Annotated in this window: 16 protein-coding genes; 4 read left to right on the top strand and 12 right to left on the bottom strand. The window is 68.3% G+C overall.

Features of this window, described 5'->3' with window-relative positions; genetic code table 11:
• The 7 genes from ftsB to D588_RS0106330 all read right to left on the bottom strand — a co-directional run.
• A partial coding sequence (gene ftsB / locus D588_RS0106360; protein ID WP_017915390.1) for a cell division protein FtsB occupies positions 1-308 on the bottom strand: 308 nt, incomplete at its 3' end.
• Positions 309-311: 3 nt separating this feature from the next.
• Entirely contained in the window at positions 312-1,604 is a 1,293-nt protein-coding gene (gene eno, locus D588_RS0106355) for a phosphopyruvate hydratase (protein ID WP_017915389.1), read from the bottom strand.
• Positions 1,605-1,691: 87 nt separating this feature from the next.
• On the bottom strand, positions 1,692-2,036 hold the full coding sequence (locus tag D588_RS0106350) for a hypothetical protein (protein ID WP_026143441.1): 345 nt from the start codon (positions 2,034-2,036) through the stop codon (positions 1,692-1,694).
• Between the two features lie 85 nt (positions 2,037-2,121).
• Positions 2,122-2,952 carry a 3-deoxy-8-phosphooctulonate synthase gene (gene kdsA / locus D588_RS0106345; RefSeq protein WP_017911068.1) on the bottom strand — a complete coding sequence of 277 codons (831 nt, stop codon included), beginning with the start codon at positions 2,950-2,952 and terminating at the stop codon, positions 2,122-2,124.
• Positions 2,949-3,236, bottom strand: a complete 288-nt coding sequence (locus D588_RS0106340; RefSeq protein WP_017912624.1) for a hypothetical protein — start codon at positions 3,234-3,236, stop codon at positions 2,949-2,951. Before D588_RS0106340 ends, kdsA begins: the two co-directional genes overlap by 4 nt.
• Positions 3,233-4,897, bottom strand: coding sequence for a CTP synthase (locus tag D588_RS0106335; protein WP_017912623.1), 1,665 nt, complete (start codon positions 4,895-4,897; stop codon positions 3,233-3,235). The genes D588_RS0106340 and D588_RS0106335 overlap by 4 nt, the downstream gene beginning before the upstream one ends.
• Positions 4,898-5,034: 137 nt before the next feature.
• A complete protein-coding gene (locus tag D588_RS0106330; protein ID WP_017915388.1) occupies positions 5,035-5,298 on the bottom strand; it encodes a hypothetical protein in 264 nt (87 codons plus the stop codon).
• Positions 5,299-5,463: 165 nt separating this feature from the next.
• Between D588_RS0106330 and parE the strand changes: the two genes are divergently transcribed.
• On the top strand, positions 5,464-7,353 hold the full coding sequence (gene parE / locus D588_RS0106325; protein WP_017911072.1) for a DNA topoisomerase IV subunit B: 1,890 nt from the start codon (positions 5,464-5,466) through the stop codon (positions 7,351-7,353).
• Positions 7,354-7,637: 284 nt separating this feature from the next.
• Here the strand turns inward: parE and D588_RS0106320 are convergent, their stop codons facing one another.
• Entirely contained in the window at positions 7,638-8,456 is an 819-nt protein-coding gene (locus D588_RS0106320; protein WP_043083699.1) for a CDP-diacylglycerol diphosphatase, read from the bottom strand.
• 150 nt (positions 8,457-8,606) lie between these two features.
• Here D588_RS0106320 and D588_RS0106315 point away from each other — a divergent pair, with 150 nt between their 5' ends.
• On the top strand, positions 8,607-10,109 hold the full coding sequence (locus D588_RS0106315; RefSeq protein ID WP_017915386.1) for a S10 family peptidase: 1,503 nt from the start codon (positions 8,607-8,609) through the stop codon (positions 10,107-10,109).
• A 257-nt stretch (positions 10,110-10,366) separates the two neighbouring features.
• Here D588_RS0106315 and D588_RS0106310 read toward each other — a convergent pair whose 3' ends face one another.
• Together D588_RS0106310 and D588_RS0106305 are read right to left on the bottom strand one after the other, a co-directional pair.
• Positions 10,367-11,488 carry an inorganic phosphate transporter gene (locus D588_RS0106310; RefSeq protein WP_017915385.1) on the bottom strand — a complete coding sequence of 374 codons (1,122 nt, stop codon included), beginning with the start codon at positions 11,486-11,488 and terminating at the stop codon, positions 10,367-10,369.
• An 82-nt stretch (positions 11,489-11,570) separates the two neighbouring features.
• Positions 11,571-12,197 (bottom strand): DUF47 family protein, encoded by a 627-nt coding sequence (locus D588_RS0106305; protein WP_017911076.1) that lies wholly within the window; start codon positions 12,195-12,197, stop codon positions 11,571-11,573.
• A gap of 258 nt (positions 12,198-12,455) precedes the next feature.
• On the opposite strand from D588_RS0106305, the gene D588_RS0106300 reads away from it, so the two are divergent.
• On the top strand, positions 12,456-13,799 hold the full coding sequence (locus D588_RS0106300; RefSeq protein WP_017915384.1) for a hemolysin family protein: 1,344 nt from the start codon (positions 12,456-12,458) through the stop codon (positions 13,797-13,799).
• Entirely contained in the window at positions 13,783-14,445 is a 663-nt protein-coding gene (locus D588_RS0106295; RefSeq protein WP_017912618.1) for an exopolysaccharide biosynthesis protein, read from the top strand. Before D588_RS0106300 ends, D588_RS0106295 begins: the two co-directional genes overlap by 17 nt.
• A 32-nt stretch (positions 14,446-14,477) precedes the next feature.
• Here D588_RS0106295 and D588_RS0106290 read toward each other — a convergent pair whose 3' ends face one another.
• A complete protein-coding gene (locus tag D588_RS0106290; protein ID WP_017912617.1) occupies positions 14,478-14,666 on the bottom strand; it encodes a hypothetical protein in 189 nt (62 codons plus the stop codon).
• Between the two features lie 201 nt (positions 14,667-14,867).
• The gene (locus tag D588_RS0106285) at positions 14,868-15,866 is read right to left on the bottom strand and encodes an LLM class flavin-dependent oxidoreductase (RefSeq protein WP_017915383.1); all 999 of its coding nucleotides are present in this window, start codon (positions 15,864-15,866) and stop codon (positions 14,868-14,870) included.
• Between the last annotated feature and the right edge of the window lie 186 nt (positions 15,867-16,052).

Genomic DNA, 16,052 nt, shown 5'->3' with positions numbered 1-16,052 from the left:
GTACCGGCCGGCGCGGTCGACACCGGCGCGTTCTCGACCACGCGGTAGAACTTTTCGCCCGGTTTGATCATGCCCAGTTCGCTACGCGCGCGCTCCTCGATCGCCGCCTCGCCGTCCTTGAGGTCCTTGACCTCGGCGGCGAGCGCGGCGTTGCGTTGCTGCAGACCTTCGTTGTCGCGCTTCTGGTGCTCGACCTGACTTTCGAGCACCAGCACTTCGCCGGAATTGCCCGGGCCGAGCCAGAAACGGTACTGCAGCCACGCCAGCAGTCCCGCCAGCACCAGCAGCAGCCAGCGCCAGTTGCGCACGGCTTATCGCTTGAGCGAGACGAACGCGTCGCGCCCGGCGTAGCGCGCGGCGCTGCCGAGCGCTTCCTCGATGCGCAGCAGCTGGTTGTACTTGGCCACGCGATCACTGCGGCACAGCGAGCCGGTCTTGATCTGGGTGGCGGTGGTGGCCACGGCGATGTCGGCGATGGTGGTGTCCTCGGTCTCGCCGGAACGGTGCGAGACGATGGCCGCGTAGCCGGCCTTGTCGGCCATGGCGATGGCTTCCAGGGTCTCGGTCAGGGTGCCGATCTGGTTGACCTTGATCAGGATCGCGTTGGCGGTGCCGGACTCGATGCCCTGCTTGAAGATCTTCGGGTTGGTCACGAACAGGTCGTCGCCGACCAGTTGCACCTTGCTGCCGACGCGGTCGGTGAGCAGCTTCCAGCCGGCCCAGTCGTCCTCGGCCAGGCCGTCCTCGATGCTGACGATCGGATACTGCGCGGCCCAGTCGGCGAGGAAGTCGACGAACTGCTCGCTGGTCAGGCGCTTGCCCTCGCCCACCAGGTGGTACTTGCCGTTGTCGTAGAACTCGCTCGAGGCCACGTCCAGGCCCAGCAGCACGTCCTCACCGGCGGTGTAGCCGGCCTTGCCGATCGCTTCCAGGATGGTGTCCAGCGCTTCGACGTTGCTGCGGAAGTCCGGGGCGAAGCCGCCCTCGTCGCCGACCGCTGTGGACAGGCCGTGGCCCTTCAACACCGACTTCAGCGCGTGGAAGATCTCGGTGCCGGCGCGCAGCGCCTCGGAGAACGAGGCGGCGCCGACCGGCAGCACCATGAACTCCTGGAAATCGACGTTGTTGTCGGCATGCGCGCCGCCGTTGATGATGTTCATCATCGGCACCGGCAGCGCCAGGTTGGCGGTGTTGCCCGCGGCCAGCGACTGCCACAGCGGCTGCTTGCGCGAGGCGGCAATGGCATGCGCGTTGGCCAGCGAGACGCCGAGCAGCGCATTGGCGCCCAGGCGGCCCTTGTTCTCGGTGCCGTCCAGGTCGATCAGGCGGCGGTCCAGGCCCTGCTGGTCGGCGGCGTCGAAGCCCTTCAGCGCGCCGGCGATGGTGGTGTTGACGTTCTCCACCGCCTTGCGCACGCCCTTGCCCAGGTAGCGGGTCTTGTCGCCGTCGCGCAGCTCGACCGCTTCCTTGGTGCCGGTGGACGCGCCCGAGGGTACCGCGGCACGACCGAACGAACCGTCCTCCAGGATGACATCGGCTTCCAGCGTGGGATTGCCGCGGCTGTCGAGGATTTCACGGGCGTGGATGCTGCGGATCGTACTCATGGGCGGGCCGGTTACCTGTAGGAAGAGGGGGCGGAAACGAATGCCGGCTGATTATCCCCGGCCGCCGGTTCCTTGCCAAATCCCGCCTCAGCCGGCGCCCATCAGGCCCAGCGGGATTCCGCTGAGGAAGAGCAGGATCAAGACCAGCATCGCCAGCAGCAGGCCGCCGGCGATGCCGGCCAGGAGGCGGCCGCGGCGCTGCGTCCAACTCAGCGCGGCGGCGATCGTCGCGCCCACCGCAGCCACTGCCACTACCAGCAGGGCGATCACCATCCAAAACAGCATGGCCAGGAAATGATCGCCGTGGCTGGGCGTGCCAATCCCACTGGAGAAGGCGAACAGCGCCACGACCAGCGCCGCCCACGCCAGCAACGACAACAACAAGGCACACAGCCCCCAAGGCCAGGCGCCGGCCCGCTCGGGTGCGGTCATCGCCGCGGCTCCGAGAAGGCGACGAACACCCGGCAGCCCGCACCCGGCCAGGATCGGCACAGCCGCAGCGGCGGCGGCGCGCGCCTCACGCGAAGCGCGAGAAGCCGTGCTTCTTGGTCACCGCGTCCAGTTCCATCAGCGTTTCCAGCAAGGCTTCCATCTGATCCAGCGGCCACGCATTGGGACCGTCGGACAGCGCCTTGGACGGGTCCGGATGGGTCTCGGCGAACACGCCGGCCACGCCCACGGCCACCGCCGCGCGCGCCAGCACCGGCACGAACTCGCGCTGACCACCGGAACTGCCGCCCTGCCCGCCCGGCAGCTGCACCGAATGGGTGGCATCGAACACCACCGGGCAGCCGGTCTCGCGCATCACGCTCAGCGAGCGCATGTCGCTGACCAGGTTGTTATAGCCGAAACTGGCGCCGCGCTCGCAGACCATGATCTGCTCGTTGCCGGTGGACTTGGCCTTCTCCACCACCGGCTTCATGTCCCACGGCGACAGGAACTGGCCCTTCTTGATGTTGACCGGCTTGCCGGCGGCGCACACGTTCTTGATGAAATCGGTCTGCCGCACCAGAAACGCCGGGGTCTGCAGCACGTCCACCACCGCCGCCACCTCGTGCATCGGCGTGTACTCGTGCACGTCGGTCAGCACCGGCACGCCGATCTGGGTCTTCACCGCCTCCAGCACCTTCAGCCCTTCTTCCAGGCCGGGGCCGCGGAAGCTGGTGCCGGAGGTGCGGTTGGCCTTGTCGAAGCTGGACTTGAAGATGAAGTTGATGCCCAGCCGGCCGGTGATCTCCTTGAGCCTGCCGGCGACGTCGAGCTGCAGTTGCATCGACTCGATCACGCACGGGCCGGCGATCAGGAACAGCGGCCGGTCCAGGCCGACGTCGAATCCACAGAGCTTCATTGATTACCTTCCGGAGGTTCAGAGGGGCGCGGGAGGGGCGCAGGGACGGAGCCGCCGCCGAACCTGCCGGCAGCCCAGATGAGTGCGCCGATCAGCGCCAGCGGCGCAGCTAGCCCCACCGCCGCGATCAGGCAATACATCAGCCCCATCCCATAGCTATCGGCCAAGCCGGTGCTGCTGCGCCAGGAGAAATAGACCAGCAAGGCCGCAGGAAACACCAGCACCGCCGCCGCAAAGAACCAGCGCGCGACCCTGCTCTCGCTGCTGCGCCCGGTCGCAGTCACGCCCTGGCTTCCTTGAGCAGCTTGCCGCCGGCCTTGCGCTCGCGCGCGGCGCGCACGAAGCCAATGAACAACGGGTGGCCGTCGCGCGGCGTGGACAGGAATTCCGGATGCGCCTGGCAGGCCAGGAACCACGGATGCGTCTCGCGCGGCAACTCCACCATCTCCACCAGGGTGTCGTCCATCGACTTGGCGGCAATCACCAGGCCGGCGTCCTCGAGCTGGGTGCGGTAGCGGTTGTTGAACTCGTAGCGGTGGCGATGGCGCTCGGCGACCACGTCCTTGCCGTACAGCTCGCGCGCCAGCGTGCCCGGCTTGAGCCGCTGCTCCTGCAGGCCCAGGCGCATGGTGCCGCCGAGGTCGGACTTCTCGTCGCGCTTCTCGACATCGCCAGTGGCGGTACGCCATTCGGTGATCAGGCCGATCACCGGGTACGGCGACTGCCGGTCGTTCTCGGTGCTGTTGGCCGCGTCCAGCCCGGCGACATGCCGCGCATAGTCGACCACCGCAGCCTGCATGCCGTAGCAGATGCCGAAGTACGGCACGCCGTGCTGGCGGGCGTAGCGCGAGGTCAGCACCTTGCCTTCGAAGCCGCGGTCGCCGAAGCCGCCCGGCACCAGGATGCCGTCCACGTCGGCCAGGGCCGCCATGTCGCTGCCTTCCAGGTCCTGCGCTTCCAGCCACTTCAGGTTGACCTTGGTGCGCTGGCGCAGGCCGCCGTGCTTGAGCGCCTCGCCGACCGACTTGTATGCATCCTGATGGTCGACATACTTGCCGACCACGGCGATGGTGACCTCGTCGAGCGGATGCTTGATCGCGTCGACCACGGCTTCCCACTCCGACAGGTTGGCCGCGCCGACCTTGTCGCGCAGCTTGAACTGGTCGATGACGATCTCGTCCAGGCCCTGCCGGTGCAACTCCAGCGGCATGCCATAGAGCACGTCGATGTCGGCGGCGCTGATCACCGCGCGCTCGGAGACGTTGGTGAACAGCGCGATCTTGCGCCGCTCCGAATCCGGGATCGCCTGCTCCGAGCGGCACAGCAGCACGTCCGGCTGGATGCCGATAGAGCGCAGTTCCTTGACCGAATGCTGGGTCGGCTTGGTCTTCAGTTCGCCGGCCGCGGCGATGTACGGCACCAGGGTCAGGTGCATGAACATGGCCTTCTCGGCGCCGCGCTCGGTGCGCACCTGGCGGATCGCTTCCAGGAACGGCAGCGACTCGATGTCGCCGACGGTGCCGCCGATCTCGACCAGGGCCACGTCGTAGCCGGCGGTGGCTTCATCCACGCAGCGACGGATCTCGTCGGTGATGTGCGGAATCACCTGCACGGTGGCGCCGAGGTAGTCGCCGCGGCGCTCCTTGCGAATCACGTTCTCGTAGATGCGCCCGGTGGTGACCGAATTCTTGCGCGACAGGCGCGTGCGCACGAAGCGCTCGTAATGCCCCAGGTCCAGGTCGGTCTCAGCGCCGTCGTCGGTGACGTACACCTCGCCGTGCTGGAACGGGCTCATCGTGCCCGGGTCGACGTTGATGTAGGGGTCCAGCTTCATCATCGTGACCGACAGGCCACGTGCTTCGAGAATGGACGCAAGCGAAGCGGCCGCGATGCCCTTGCCAAGCGAGGACACTACGCCGCCGGTAACGAAGATCAGGGGGGTCATGGCTCAAAGGCCTCCCGGAAAGCCATAGTTTAACGGGTGAAGCGGATTTGCCCAAGCGCTTTTGCGCAACAGCCGCCCCATAAAAAAGCGACGCCCCGGGCGACCGGGGCGTCGTGTGCAGGAAACCCTGCGCAAACTCAAGGCTTGCGCGCTTCCTCTTCCTCTTCCTTCTTCGGCGCGGCCGCATCCTTGCCGGCCTTGTGCTCGGCGGCCGCGGCGGCGCGGCGCTTGGCCTTGGCGTCGGCCTCGGCCTTTTCCTTGGCGACCTGCGCCTCGTAGGCGGCGGCACCGGAGGCGGCCGGATCGGCGCTCTGCGCCTGGGCCATCGCGACCGGCACGGCCACCGCGGCGGCGACCAGGGCGGCCAGGGCGGCCAGGGTCAACAGCTTGCGAACGTTCATGGCGGACTCCTTTGGGACGTGCGACGAAGATGTGGGCGACGTCGCGGTTTTTCCAGGGCCAGCGTAGCGCGACGCCGCCGCACCTGCCCTGAACACCGGCGACGTGCAAAAAACCGCCGCAGACCGCACACTTCCGGATCTGCTTCGCGCCACCTGCTGAGACGCATGAATACCCGCTACAACGCCGCCGACATCGAAGTTCTCTCTGGCCTGGACCCGGTCAAGCGCCGGCCCGGCATGTACACCGACACCGCACGGCCGAACCATCTGGCCCAGGAAGTCATCGACAACGCCGTGGACGAGGCGCTGGCCGGCCACGCCCGGCACATCGAGGTGACGCTGTACAAGGACGGCAGTTGCGAGGTGTCCGACGACGGCCGCGGCATGCCGGTGGACATCCATCCGGAAGAGAAGATCTCCGGCGTCGAACTGATCCTCACCCGGCTGCATGCCGGCGGCAAGTTCAGCGACCGCAACTACACCTTCAGCGGCGGCCTGCACGGCGTCGGCGTCAGCGTGGTCAATGCGCTGTCCAATCGGGTGGAGCTGTTCATCAAGCGCGAAGGCAACGAGTACCGCATGGCCTTCGCCGACGGCCACGCCGCCTCCAAGCTGGAGATCGTCGGCAGCGTCGGCAAGAAGAACACCGGCACGCGTCTGCGCTTCTGGCCGGATCCGAAGTACTTCGACACGCCGAAGTTCGCGGTGCGCGCGTTGCGCCACCTGCTGCGCGCCAAGGCGGTGCTGTGCCCCGGCCTGACCGTCAAGCTGCACGACGAAGCCACCGGCGAGCAGGACACCTGGTACTTCGAGGACGGCCTGCGCGACTACCTGCGCGGCGAGCTGGCCGAGCGCGAGCTGCTGCCGGCCGAACTGTTCGTCGGCAGCCTGAAGAAGGACCGCGAGATCGTCGACTGGGCGGTGGCCTGGGTGGTGGAAGGCGAGCTGGTGCAGGAAAGCTACGTCAACCTGATCCCCACCGCGCAGCACGGCACCCACGTCAACGGCCTGCGCAGCGGCCTCACCGACGCGCTGCGCGAGTTCTGCGATTTCCGCAACCTGCTGCCGCGCGGCGTCAAGCTGGCGCCGGAAGACGTGTGGGACCGCGTGGCGTTCGTGCTCTCGCTGAAGATGACCGACCCGCAGTTCAGCGGCCAGACCAAGGAACGCCTGTCCTCGCGCCAGGCCGCCGGTTTCATCGAAGGCGCCGCGCACGATGCCTTCAGTCTGTGGCTGAACCAGAACGTGGAGACCGGCACGCGCATCGCGCAGATCGCCATCGACCGCGCCAGCGCGCGGCTGAAGACCGAGAAGCAGATCGTGCGCAAGAAGGTCACCCAGGGCCCGGCGCTGCCGGGCAAGCTGGCCGACTGCATCAGCCAGGACCTCTCGCGCACCGAACTGTTCCTGGTCGAGGGCGACTCGGCGGGCGGCAGCGCCAAGCAGGCCCGCGACAAGGATTTCCAGGCGATCCTGCCGCTGCGCGGCAAGATCCTCAACACCTGGGAAGTGGCCTCCGGCAGCGTGCTGGCCTCGGAGGAAGTGCACAACCTGGCGATCGCGATCGGCTGCGACCCGGGCAAGGAGGAGATCGACGGCCTGCGCTACGGCAAGGTGGTGATCCTGGCCGACGCCGACTCCGACGGCCTGCACATCGCGACCCTGCTGACCGCGCTGTTCCTGCGCCACTTCCCCGCCCTGGTGCGCGCCGGTCACGTGTTCGTGGCGATGCCGCCGCTGTTCCGCGTGGACGTGGGCAAGCAGGTGTTCTACGCGCTGGACGAGGAAGAGAAGCGCTCGCTGCTGGACAAGATCGAACGCGAGAAGATCAAGGGCCAGGTCAGCGTCACCCGCTTCAAGGGCCTGGGCGAGATGAATCCGCAGCAGCTGCGCGAATCCACCATCCACCCGGACACCCGGCGCCTGGTGCAGCTGACCGTGGACGACGGCGACCAGACCCGCTCGCTGATGGACATGCTGCTGGCCAAGAAGCGCGCCGGCGACCGCAAGCAGTGGCTGGAGACCAAGGGCGACCTGGCGTCGCTGGAGGTCTGAGGCCGGGTGCGCGCGCTGGCGCTTCCAGTCAGCGCGTGCACGACCGTGCAGATGCCGCTTCCCCGGCCGGCTCGGCGAGAGCCGTGTCGGGTTTGCACTAGCGGGTTGTGACTGCTCCCGAAAGCATCGTGTGGAAGCGACTTCATTCGCGACGCGCGAAGCAGGCAGATGCCGGGGCATCATGCCGTCGGGACTGAAGTCCCTCCCACAACATCCCTGCCTGCGCGCCGCATGACCGACGGATGCCGTCAGTTGCCTGCGCGGCATTGACGCCGCGTGGGCCGTCAACCACGCGCAGGCGCCGCCGGCACCACCCCGGTACAGTCGTGATCCTGCAGTTCCTCCGCACCGACCCCATCGCCGGGAAGCGCCGTGGCGGCCAGCAGCACGAAGCCCGGGCGACCATCGAACTCCGCGCCGACCACCGCCAAGGTCTGGTGCACCATGCTCTGCTGCGGCGGCAGGCTGCGCGCCAGCAGCGTCAGCGGATTCGCATCCAGTTCTTCGCCCTCCACGCGCATCGCCCGATAGGCGTGGCCGTGCAGCGGCTGCGGCAACGGTGCCCAGGTAGGGCCGATCGACGCCTGCATCGCCTGCAACTGGTCGCGCACCTGCGGCGCCAGGCAATCGATATGGACATGCAACTGGTCCTGCGAACGCGCCGAGGGCGGATTGATCGTCAGGCTGGCCAGTTCGCGCGGCAGCGGCCGGTTCAACAACCGCTCGACCCGGGTGCGCGCCTGCCAGGCCAGGCCCAGCCAGTTCGGCGCGCCGGCGGCACGCGCGCGCGGATCTTCGATCCCGCTCACCGGCACCGTCGGAATCAGCAGGTACTGGTAGTCGCCGCGCAGGTCCTTCATCAAGGCATAGCGTTGGCCTGGCTCGGCATGCACTTCGCTGCAAGGGGCCGGATCGGCGCCGGCGCGCGCCTGCGGCAGGCAGCGCGTGCTCAACAGCCGCCACAGGCGCTGGCGATCGTGGGCATGCGGATCGTGCGCCGCCGGCGAATCGGCCACGGGCGGCGGCGATGGCACGCTGGCGCAGCCGGCCAGCAATGCCGCCAGGAACAGGCATAACGGCAGGCGGGAACGAAGGACGGGCATGCGCAGCGGACCGGACACGGGACGGACCGGCGATTGTAGCCAGCGCCGATGAACCGGCATGGCGCCCGCCACCGACCATGGCTTTGTGCACATCCGCCGCGCCGACGCCGCGGCCTAGCATGCCGGCTCCCTTCCTGCGAGCGACCGCCCGTGCCGACCTTCCCTTCCGTGCTGCTGGCCGTGCTGCTGGCGGCGATGCCGATGACCGCGGCGCTGGCCGCCGATGCCGATGCGGGCAATGCCGACAAGGGCGACAAGCCCGCCGCCGCCGAACCGGTGCCGCTGCCGGCCGACGCGCAGACCAGCCAATCCACCCAGCTCGACGGCCGCACCCTGCGCTACACGGTCAAGGTCGGCACGCTGCCGGTGAAGGACAAGCAGGGCAAGGTCGTCGCCGACGTGGTCTATACCGCCTACACCATGGACGGCAAGGACCGTCCGGTCACCTTCGCGCTCAACGGCGGCCCCGGCGCGGCCTCGGTGTACCTCAACCTGGGCGCGATCGGGCCGAAGGTGGTGGCGTTCGGCAGCGAGGGCGACAGCGCCTCGGCGCCGGCGCAGCTGCGCGACAACCCCGGCACCTGGCTGGACTTCACCGACCTGGTGTTCATCGACCCGGTCGGCACCGGCTTCAGCCGCTCGCGCGTGCCCGACGAGCAGGCCAAGAAGCAGTTCTACAACCCGCAGGCCGACATCGAGTACCTCTCGCGCACCATCTACGACTGGCTGCTGAAGAACCAGCGCCTGCAGTCGCGCAAGTACCTGGTCGGCGAAAGCTACGGCGGCTTCCGCGGCCCGCGCATCACCCACTACCTGCAGACCAAGCTCGGCGTGGCGATGAACGGCGTGGTCCTGGTCTCGCCGTATCTGAACCCGACCCTGGACGACAACGGCGACGTCTCGCCGCTGCCGTGGATGCTGACCCTGCCGTCGATCACCGCCGCACGCCTGGAACGCGAGGGCAAGCTGACCCCGGAAGCGATGCGCCAGGTGATCGACTACACCCGCGGCGACTACGTCACCGCGCTGCTGCGCGGGCGCTCCGACCCGGCCGGCACCACCCGGATGATCCAGCAGGTGACCGCGATGACCGGCCTGGACCCGGCCTTCGTGCGCCGCGCCGGCGGCCGCCTGGAGACCCAGGCCTACCTGCGCGAGGTGTTCCGCGACAAGGGCGAACTGGGCAGCCGCTACGACTCCAACGTCACCGCCTTCGACCCGTTCCCCAACGCCCCCGAGCAGCGCGCCAACGACCCGCTGCTGGACAGCATCATCGCCCCCACCACCACCGCGATGGTCGATTTCGTGACCCGCGTGGTCGGCTGGAAGGTCGACGCCCGCTACGAGGCGCTGAACTACGACGTGAACCGGCTGTGGGACTGGGACGACGAACTGCGCAAGGGTTCGGTGACGCAGTTGCGCCAGTCGGTGGCGATCGACCCGAAGCTGCGCGTGCTGATCGTGCACGGCTGGAACGACCTGTCGTGCCCGTTCATGGGCTCGGTGCTGACCGTGGACCAGATGCCGGTGATGGGCAACGACCCGACCCGCGTGCAGGTCAAGAACTACCCCGGCGGCCACATGTTCTATAACCGCGCCGACAGCCAGCGCGCGCTGCGTCAGGACGTGATGGCGATGTATCGGGCGAATTGATGGGAATGGGGAATTGGGAATGGGGAATCGCAAAAGCGGTTCCCCACTCGTCGAGACAATACCCCGACCTGCGTGGTTCGGGAGTGCTATCGCGATGGAGTCACTTGGCTACGCGACGTCGCCACGCAGGCAACACTCGTTGCGACAAGAGGACGTAAGACGTATCCAGATTCCTTTCGGAGGGCGACATCGTCACCGTTCGCGGGAAATCTATGCTTTTACGATTCCCGTTTCCCCACTCCCGATTCCCGGCTCCCTCACACCCACCCAGCCAAGGCGAATCCCCGGAAAATCAGATACGCCACGCCGGCGGCGGCCGGGATCGTCAGGATCCAGGCCCAGACGATGCGTTCGATGACGCCGAAGCGCAGCGAGCGCGGGTTCTTGGCGAAGCCCACGCCCATGATCGCGGTGGAGATGCTGTGGGTGGTGGACACCGGCATGCCGAAATGCGCGGCCAGGGTCAGGATCGTGGCCGAGCTGGTCTCCGCGGCGAAGCCGTGGATCGGATGCAGCTTGACCATCTTGTGGCCCAGGGTCTTGATGATCTTCCAGCCGCCGGAGGCGGTGCCGGCGGCCATCACCACCGCGCAGGTCAGCACGATCCAGGTGGCGATGCCCTGCCCCTGGCTGGCGTCGGGATGCAGGAACGCCAGCCACGACGGCAGGTCGTCCAGGGCGCCGGTGCTCTGCGCGCCGATCAGGGTCATGGCGATGATGCCCATGGTCTTCTGCGCGTCGTTGTGGCCGTGCGCGTAGCCCATGTACGCGGCCGAGGCGATCTGCGCCTTGCCGAAGAAGGCATTGACCCAGCGCGGCCGCGCCAGCCGCCCGAGCGGACCGCCCAGCTTGGCCAGGCCGGCGATCGCCGCCCACAGCAACAGCATCACCGCGATGCCGAGCAGGAAGCCGGCGATCGGCGAGGTGACCATCGGCACGAACACCTTCCACAGCAGGCCCTTGTTCTTGGCCCAGTCGCCCACGGTCTGCGACCAGATCAGCGCATCCCAGTCGTTGTGCGCGGCGGCCAGGCCGGCGCCGCACAGGCCGCCGATCAGCGCATGCGAGGACGAGGACGGCAGGCCCTTCCACCAGGTGATCAGGTTCCAGACGATGCCGCCGAGCAGCGCGCACAGCACCACCTGCGGGGTCACCGCGACCACGTCGGTGTTGAGCAGGCCGGAGGCGATGGTCATCGCCACGGCGGTGCCGGTCAGCGCGCCGACCAGGTTCATCGCCGCGGCCAGCATCACCGCCCAGCCGGGGCTGAGCACCTTGGTGGCGACCACCGTGGCGATCGAGTTGGCGGTGTCGTGGAAGCCGTTGATGAACTCGAACACCAGCGCCGCCAGGATCACGATCAGGACCAGGGTCAGCATCGGCGCGCCTCCACGCACGCGGCGGCGGCCGGCGCGCGCAGGGCGCCACGGCCGCGCAGGCAGCAACTCTGCAGCGCGTCCATCAGGAGTTCTTCAGCACGATCTGGTAGACCACCACGCCGGCCTCGCGGCAACGGTCGATGGCCTTCTCCAGGATTTCGAAGAACTCCTTGAGCAGGAACATCTGCAGGTTGTCCAGGCGCCCGGAGTAGATGTCGCGGTACAGCTCCAGCATCAGCCGGTCGGCCTCGTTCTCCAGCGAGCGCAGCTTGTCGTTGAGCGCGCTCATCCGGTCCAGGTTCATGTGGCGCAGGTCGTGGACCATCTCCACCACCACCGCCGCGGCCTGCTCCAGCATCGCCGAGCGCGGCGCGAAATCGATGTGCTCCAGGTGCTGGATCGCCAGCGAATAGCGATCGGCGAACTTCTCCACCTGCTTGGGGATCTTGTACAGGGCCGAGCCCAGCGCCTCGATGTCCTCGCGCTCGATCGGGGTCATGAAGCTGTCCACCAGCGCCTGGCCGATCTTGTCGGACGCGGCGCGCTCGCGCAGGCGCGCCAGCTTGAAGCCGTCCAGCGCCGGCTGCCGGTCGGACTCGCGCATCATCGCGTGCAGGGCCTTGGTGCTGTCGTAGGCGGCCTGTGCCGCCTCGTCGAGCAGGGTGTAGAACTGCTTGCCGGAACCGAAGATGGTCTGCAACGAAAACATGCAACGCGCTTCCCGCCGTCGCGGGGAGGACGGCACTGGGGCGGAATTATGACTGTTTGCTGACACCTGCGGGTAGTCGCGGCCCCGGGCCGGCCCTGGCGACGTCGGCGCGGCGTGGACGCGGCCCCCGCCCGGGTTTGTTACCATCGCCGCCGCGCCCTTCGCGGGCGCACCCTATGGACGACCACCCCACACCCCCTCCCCCGCGCCGCAACGGCGCCCATGTCCCCGCTTTCCTTGGCGCCAAGGAGCGCGCGCATGCTTGAACTGTTGATCGTTGCAGCCCTCATCCTGCTCAACGGTTTCTTCGCGATGTCCGAGATGTCGCTGATGACCTCGCGCAAGAGCCGGCTGAAACAGATGGCCCAGTCCAGCACGCGCGCGGCCAAGGCCCTGGCGCTGGCCGAGAACCCCGAGCACTTCCTGTCCACCGTGCAGATCGGCATCACCGCCATCGGCATCCTCACCGGTACCTTCGGCGGCGAAGCCATGGGCGTGGCGATCGCGGCCAAGCTGCAGGCGCTGTTCCCGGCGCTGGCGGCCAACTTCACCCTGTTCGGCGATCCGCAGCCGTGGTCGGCGCTGATCGGCAAGACCCTGGCGATCGTGCTGATCACCTTCCTGACGCTGATCTTCGGCGAACTGGTGCCCAAGCGCCTCGCCCTGACCCGTTCGGAGGTCATCGCCGGCGTCGTCGCCATCCCCATGGGCTGGCTGGCCCGGATCGCCGCGCCGTTCGTCTGGGTGCTGTCGCGCTCGACCCGGCTGGTGCTGCGCCTGCTCGGCCTGGGCAAGGAGGAGTCGGCCTCGGTGACCGAAGAGGAAATCCGCATGCTGGTGGCCGAGAGCCACGAGGCCGGCGTGATCGACGCGCACGAGCGCGACATGATGAACCGGGTCATGCGCCTGGGCGACCGCACCGCAGACAGCCTGATGACCCCGCGCAACCGCATCGCCTGGCTCGATGCCAACGCCGAGCCGCAGCGCAACCTGCAGGTGATGCGCGAACACGAGTTCTCGCGCTACCCGGTGTACCGCGGCAGCGACCAGGACATCGCCGGCGTGCTGGAGGTGAAATCGCTGGTCACGCGCATGGACGGCGACGCCACCCAGTTGTTCCAGAGCCTGCGCGACACCTTGTTCGTGTCCGAGTCCACCCACGCGATGAAGCTGCTGGAGATCTTCCGCGAAGAGCAGCAATCGATGGCGCTGGTGGTGGACGAGTACGGCGAGATCCAGGGCCTGGTGACGATCAGCGACCTGATGGGCGCGGTGGTCGGGCGCCTGCAGTCGGCCGACAACGCCGACGAGGACGCGCTGGTGGTGACCCGCGCCGACGGCTCGCTGCTGATCGACGGTTCGCTGGCGATCGAGGACCTGCGCGAACTGCTGGGCGGCGCCGAGCTGCCCAGCGCCGAGGAAGGCGACTACAACACCCTGGCCGGCCTGTGCATCTACTACTTCGGGCGCATCCCGCACGCCGGCGAGTTCTTCGACTGGGCCGGCTGGCGCATCGAGATCGTCGACCTGGACGGCGCGCGCGTGGACAAGCTGCTGCTGCGCAGGCTGCAGGACGAGAACAGCGATGACATCACCGGGTGACGCACCCGGCGGTGCGCCGCACGAGGGCGACCACGGCTACAGCGCCGAGGGCATCCGCACCCTGCTCGACACCTTCGTCCTCGGCGACCCGGACGAACACCTGCGGCTGCGGCTGATCCTCGCCGACCTGCAGCAGAGCGCGTTCGGCGTGTTCCTGTTCGTGGCGATCCTGCCGGCGTTCCTGCCGGTGCCGGGCCTGGCCGGCGGCATCAGCGGGCCGCTGGTGACGCTGATCGGCCTGCAGATGCTGATCGGCCTGCGCAAGCCATGGCTGCCGCGCTTCATCGGCGAGCGCGGGCCGCGCCGCCGCACCATGCAGCGCTTCGTCGGCCGCATCGCGCCGTGGCTGCGACGCCTGGACCGACTGCTCAAGCCGCGCCTGCCGGCGCTGGTCGATACCCTGCCGGCGCGCGCCTTCAGTGGGCTGCTGCTGATCGTGCTGGGGATCCTGCTGTCGCTGCCGATCCCGTTCACCAACTACGCCTTCGGCGCGATGCTGTTGCTGTTCGCGCTGGCGCTGCTGGAACGGGACGGCGGACTGATGCTGCTGTCGTGGCTGGGCAGCATCGCCGTGGCGCTGAGCCTGGGATTGGCCTCGGACCAGGTGGTCGACCTGGGCCGGGAGTGGATGCACAAGCTGCGCTGAGCGCGCGCGGCAGTGGAGCGCCCGCTGCCCGCTTACTTCACCAGGTACAGTTCCGTCTCGCTGGCGAACACGTTGCGCATGTGCGACGGCCGCACGGACGCACCCTTGGCCGGGCGTTCCTGCGTCTGGGCGCGCAGGCGCTCCAGGCATTTGCTCATCTGTTGCAAGGCCGCCTCCAGTCCACATTCGTGCCCCGGCGCCATCGGATGCTGTGCGTTCATTGCCGATCCCCCTGTTCGCGTCAGTTGTACGGCCGTGTCCCGAGGCCGAACGCCACGCTGATGCGCGACGCGAAACGATGACATACCCGGGAAAATCAAGACATCGTGAAAGCGGTGCGCGGTGTGATGCCCATCAACGCAAATATGGCAACGAGCGCCCGCGCGCGTCTGCGCGTGTAGACACCCGCGCAGATACGCGCATCACGCGGCCGCGGCGACCTGCGTCCAGGCCTCCGACGCCAGTTGGAACGAGCGCAAGCGCGCCGCGTGATCGTGGATGTTGGCAGTCAGCAGCAACTCGTCCGGGCGGTGCCGCGCGACGAAGTCGGACAGCCCCTGTGCGACCGCGTCGGCATCGCCCAGCACTGTGCAGGCCAGTGCGCGTTCCACACCCAGCTTCTCGTGCGGCGCCCAGAACGCCTCGATGTCGTCGATCGGCGGCGGAATCAGCCCTGGACGGCCGCGGCGCAGGTTGACGAAGCTCTGCTGTTGGGTGGTGAACAGACGCCGCGCCTCGGCCGTGGACGCGGCGGCCACCACGTTCAGGGCCAGCACCGCATATGGCGCCTGCAGGCGCGTGGAAGCGCGGAACTCGCGGCGATACACCGCCAGCGCCTCGTCCATCGCGTCCGGGGCGAAATGCGAGGCAAAGGCGAACGGCAGGCCCATCGCCGCAGCCAGGCGCGCGCTGAACAGGCTGGAGCCGAGCAGCCACACCGGCACCTCGATGCCGGCACCGGGCACGGCGCGCACCAGTTGTCCGTCGACTGCCGGCTCGAAATAGCGCAGCAGTTCGGCCACGTCGTGCGGGAACTGGTCGGCACTGTCGAAGTAACGGCGCAACGCGCGTGCCGTGGCCTGGTCGGTGCCGGGTGCGCGCCCCAGCCCCAGGTCGATGCGACCGGGATACAGCGAGGCCAGCGTGCCGAACTGCTCGGCCACCTGCAGCGGCGCATGGTTGGGCAGCATGATGCCGCCGGCGCCGACGCGGATGCGCCTGGTGCCGCCGGCCACGTGCCCGATCAACACCGCGGTGGCGGCGCTGGCGATGCCGGGCATGTTGTGGTGCTCGGCCAGCCAGTAGCGGTGATAGCCCCAGCGTTCGGCGTGCTGGGCCAGGTCCAGCATGTTGGCGAAGGCGGCGCTGGTGTCGCTGCCTTCGCAGACCGGCGCGAGGTCGAGGATGGAGATCGGCATCATGGTGAGGCGGGTTCCTGCAGGCGATGCCGACGAGATGGGGGCGCGCGGCGTCGCTTGCAGGGGGCGCGACCGGAACGCTGATTTGCGCTGGGTGTGGGTGTGGGTGTGGGTGTGGGTGTGGGTGTGGACAGGATGCTTGGCTGGCGGTCGTACCCTCACCCCAACCCCTCTCCCGGCGGGAGAGGG

The organism is Xanthomonas sp. SHU 308 (genome assembly GCF_000364645.1).
GTDB lineage: Bacteria > Pseudomonadota > Gammaproteobacteria > Xanthomonadales > Xanthomonadaceae > Xanthomonas_A > Xanthomonas_A sontii.
This window is presented reverse-complemented; position numbering and strand designations above follow the sequence as displayed.